The following is a 3,650-nucleotide window of genomic DNA, read 5'->3' on the forward strand; positions in this document are numbered from 1 at the left end:
TTCAGTGCTTCATGATGCAGGCGAATCAGGCGATGTGCGAGGCCGTGAAATGTCCCCATCCACAGGCCGCGCAGTTCCATGGCGACCATTTTATCAAGGCGTTCGCGCATGGATCGTGCCGCCTTGTTGGTGAAGGTGACGGCCAGAATTTCTCCGGGATGCACCCCCTCTTCGAGCAGATGCGCGATGCGGCTGGTAAGCACCCGGGTTTTACCGGAACCGGCACCAGCCAGTACCAGTGCCGGACCAGGGGGAAGCGTCACCGCCTCCAGCTGGCGAGGATTCAGGGTTGACCAATCAGACAAAAAACATTCCTCCCACCCGACCTGGCGGGCTTGAAAACACGGTATAATGGCCGCATTGTGATGGCAGACCTGCAGGCTTTGACCTGTCTGCCATAACCCATGATAAGGGGGAACCATTGGAATACAAAGACTACTACAAAATTCTCGGGGTGGAACGCGGGGCCGATGCCGATGCCATCAAGGCCGCGTATCGCAAAATGGCACGGAAATATCACCCTGACGTCAGCAAGGAAGCCAACGCCGAAGAGCGCTTCAAGGATTTGCAGGAAGCCTATGAGGTTTTGAAAGATCCTGAAAAACGGGCGGCTTATGACCAGCTGGGAAGTAACTGGCGCGCCGGGCAGGATTTCCGTCCACCGCCCGGCTGGGGTGGGCAGGGTGGCGGTTTTGGGGGTGCAGATTTTGGCGGCAACGGCGGCTTCAGCGACTTTTTTGAGTCCCTGTTTCGTCAGCAACATGGCGGTGCTGGCGGTTTTCATGGCGGCGGCGCGGGATTTCGCAGCCAGGGCGAAGACAGTGAAGCCAGCATCCAGATCAGCCTGGAGGACGCCGCTCAAGGAGCGCAACACGACATCAACCTGGAAATGCCTACGCTTGGACCCGATGGCCGGATGCGCCGGGAAGCCCGGCGCCTGACTGTCAAAATTCCCAAGGGCATTCGCGAAGGCCAGAGATTGCGGATGGCAGGACAAGGTTCACCGGGCATGGGCGGCGGACCAAGCGGTGATCTTTATCTGCAGGTGCATTTTCAGCCCCATTCCAAATTCCGGGTAGAGGGGGCCGACCTGTATCACGACCTGCACATCACCCCCTGGGAAGCAGTGCTGGGTGCCAGCGTTGAGGTTCCCACTCTGGAAGGCAGCGTCCGGATGAAAATCCCGGCGGGGAGCAGCAGCGGCCAAAAACTGCGGCTTTCCCAAAAAGGACTGCCAGGAACCGGCAGCAAACCGGCGGGTGATCTTTACGCTATTATTCAAATAGTCGTACCCAAAAATATCAGCGATGAAGAAAAAGCTTTGTGGACCCAGTTAGGAGAAATATCCAGCTATCATCCCCGCCGTTAGAGAGGAGAGTGCACGATGGTTTCAACGCCCATTCATGTTATTGAAGCGGAGCTGCTGGAGGAGGGGGATTTCTGCTTTGATTTATCGCGCTTCTGCACCTTGCTGCATTGTGCCGAAGGCGAAGCCGTACAACTGGTCCACTATGGCGTCATTCATCCCGAAGGCAGCGGTCCCCAGCACTGGCGCTTCCGCAGTCTGGATCTTTATCGGGCCAGGCTGAGCCGCCGTCTCGCCCGTGATCTGGAAATTGATCTGGCCGGAGCTGCCCTGGCGGTGGATTTACTGGAACGCTTGCGGCATTAGCGGCTCTTGCAGGGCGGAAAGCATGTCTCTCAACGAATCCTTGGACTGGCGTATTCATGAGTGCAATACCCCTCTGGGGGAAATACTCCTGGTAACTGATCCGCAAGGCATTTTGCGGGCGTTAGATTACTGGGAGGACAGCCAGCACAGTATCCTTGCAGATCTCGGTCGATTGTACGGTACGGACCGGATCATACTGACCAGCGGACCCCTGCCCACGTTGATACGTCATAGTCTGGAGGCTTACTGGGCGGGAGATTTGCAGGCACTGACGGTCATTCCTACAAAATCTGCCGGAACGCCCTTTCAACAGGCAGCCTGGGCATGGTTACGCACCATTCCCGCCGGAGAAACCCGCAGCTACAAGGAACAGGCTCAGGGCATGAACCTTCCTGCGGCTGTTCGCGCGGTAGGACACGCCAACAGCAAGAATCCCATTGGTATTGTCGTACCCTGCCACCGGGTCATTGGCAGCAATGGCACCCTGACTGGCTATGCGGGCGGCATAGATCGCAAACGCTGGTTGTTGCAACATGAAGGCGCCCTATCCTGATTCGCATCATTCAGTTGGAGATTGAATATGAACGACACCCTCAACGTGTTAAAGCAACATCGATCCATACGGCGCTTTAGCGGGCAACCCGTTGAACAAACCCTGGTTCAGGAAATCGTCCGCAGTGGTCAACATGCTGCAAGTTCCAGTCATATCCAGGCCTGTACGGTCATTCAGATAAGCGATCCGCATTTGCGGGATAAAATCGCACATCTGGCTGGCGACCAGGAATATATCCGCAGTGCTGGCGCTTTCCTGGTATTTTGCGCAGATTTACATCGTGCAGCCCGTATTGGCAGCCGGGAAAATCAGACATTTGTGGCGGGCATGACCGAGCACTTCATTATTGCCACCGTTGATGTCAGCCTGTTCGCCCAAAATTGTGTAACAGCGGCTGAATCAATGGGATTGGGCACTTGCTACATTGGCGCCGTACGCAACCATCCGCAGGAAATCAGTGATCTGCTGCATTTGCCTGAACAGGTTTACCCTGTTTTTGGACTCTGCATCGGTTATCCCGACCAGACTCCTGATCTGAAACCGCGACTGCCCCTGTCCGTAGTGCTCAAGGAAAATAGTTACGATGAAACCAGGGATGAAGCAGAAATCAGCCAGTACGATCAGCACATGGCTGAGTACTACCGCAATCGCAATGCTTCGCAAAAAAATAGTCACTGGACTCAGGAAGTCGCGGCACTGGTTGGCCGGGAAGCACGGCCCCACATGCGCGGCTTTTTGGAACGGCGCGGCATGAATACCCGTTAAGGACAACCAGCCCCATTCTTCGAGATTTACGAATGCAGGGTTTGTTCCCATGCCTTATGGCAAATTCATGCCGCCATCGACCATCATCACTTCACCCGTTAGATAAGTCGATTCGGTCAGCATCAGCGTCACATCGGCAATATCTTTCGGACTCGCGCTGCGGCGCATAGGCGCTTCACGTATCCACCAATCCTGGAGCAATGGCGTTTACCCGAATACCGGGCGCCCGCCAGTGTCGCTGCTGCTTGAAGGCCTACGGCTGAGGAAGCGCGGGAATGCAGAGCCACCCGATATCCGGCCTGAGTCAAACGCTGCGCAATAGCGAGGCCAATGCCGGAACTCGCACCGGTGACCAGTGCAACACGCGCCCGATCAGTCATGGCCCTTTAATTGCCGAGTCATAAATGGACACCTCCAGCAGATTCCCATCGGGATCCCGAAAATAGACCGAAGTAATCGGACCTGCGGCCCCAGTGCGGGGCACGGGACCCGCTTCAAGGGCAACACCACAGTTCCGGAGATGGGCGAGCAACTCGTGAATGTCTCCCTGAGCGATGAAACATAAATCTGCTGATCCAGGAACAGGATGAGCCGCATGCGGAGCAATGGGACATTCTGCCGGATGCAGATTAATTTTCTGCTGCCCAAAAACCAGGGCGT

7 protein-coding genes and 1 pseudogene are annotated in these 3,650 nt (G+C 55.9%); 4 read left to right on the forward strand and 4 right to left on the reverse strand.

Going from position 1 to position 3,650, the window contains the following annotated elements:
* Window positions 1–305, reverse strand: a 305-nt coding sequence (locus AC2VLY_RS00245) for a UvrD-helicase domain-containing protein (RefSeq protein ID WP_486921574.1), incomplete at its 3' end; no start/stop codon positions are given.
* A gap of 116 nt (window positions 306–421) precedes the next feature.
* Between AC2VLY_RS00245 and AC2VLY_RS00250 the strand changes: the two genes are divergently transcribed.
* The 4 genes from AC2VLY_RS00250 to nfsA are packed head-to-tail and all read left to right on the forward strand — an operon-like array spanning window position 422 to window position 2,990.
* Entirely contained in the window at window positions 422–1,369 is a 948-nt protein-coding gene (locus AC2VLY_RS00250; RefSeq protein ID WP_486892719.1) for a DnaJ C-terminal domain-containing protein, read from the forward strand.
* 15 nt (window positions 1,370–1,384) lie between these two features.
* Window positions 1,385–1,672 carry a chaperone modulator CbpM gene (locus AC2VLY_RS00255; RefSeq protein ID WP_486892718.1) on the forward strand — a complete coding sequence of 96 codons (288 nt, stop codon included), beginning with the start codon at window positions 1,385–1,387 and terminating at the stop codon, window positions 1,670–1,672.
* Window positions 1,673–1,694: 22 nt separating this feature from the next.
* Complete coding sequence (locus AC2VLY_RS00260) at window positions 1,695–2,225, forward strand: methylated-DNA--[protein]-cysteine S-methyltransferase (protein WP_486892717.1); 531 nt, start codon at window positions 1,695–1,697, stop codon at window positions 2,223–2,225.
* Window positions 2,226–2,252: 27 nt separating this feature from the next.
* A complete protein-coding gene (nfsA, locus tag AC2VLY_RS00265) occupies window positions 2,253–2,990 on the forward strand; it encodes an oxygen-insensitive NADPH nitroreductase (RefSeq protein ID WP_486892716.1) in 738 nt (245 codons plus the stop codon).
* 54 nt (window positions 2,991–3,044) lie between these two features.
* Here nfsA and AC2VLY_RS00270 read toward each other — a convergent pair whose 3' ends face one another.
* The 3 genes and pseudogenes from AC2VLY_RS00270 to AC2VLY_RS00280 all read right to left on the reverse strand — a co-directional run.
* Entirely contained in the window at window positions 3,045–3,191 is a 147-nt protein-coding gene (locus tag AC2VLY_RS00270) for an SDR family oxidoreductase (protein ID WP_486892715.1), read from the reverse strand.
* Window positions 3,192–3,295: 104 nt separating this feature from the next.
* A pseudogene (locus AC2VLY_RS00275) lies at window positions 3,296–3,370 on the reverse strand (short-chain dehydrogenase); the annotation flags it as partial.
* Window positions 3,367–3,650: VOC family protein (locus tag AC2VLY_RS00280; RefSeq protein WP_486921575.1), on the reverse strand; the 284-nt coding region annotated here is incomplete at its 5' end. The pseudogene AC2VLY_RS00275 and the gene AC2VLY_RS00280, both read right to left, overlap by 4 nt.

This window comes from Acidithiobacillus sp. TH-A36, from assembly GCF_057473445.1.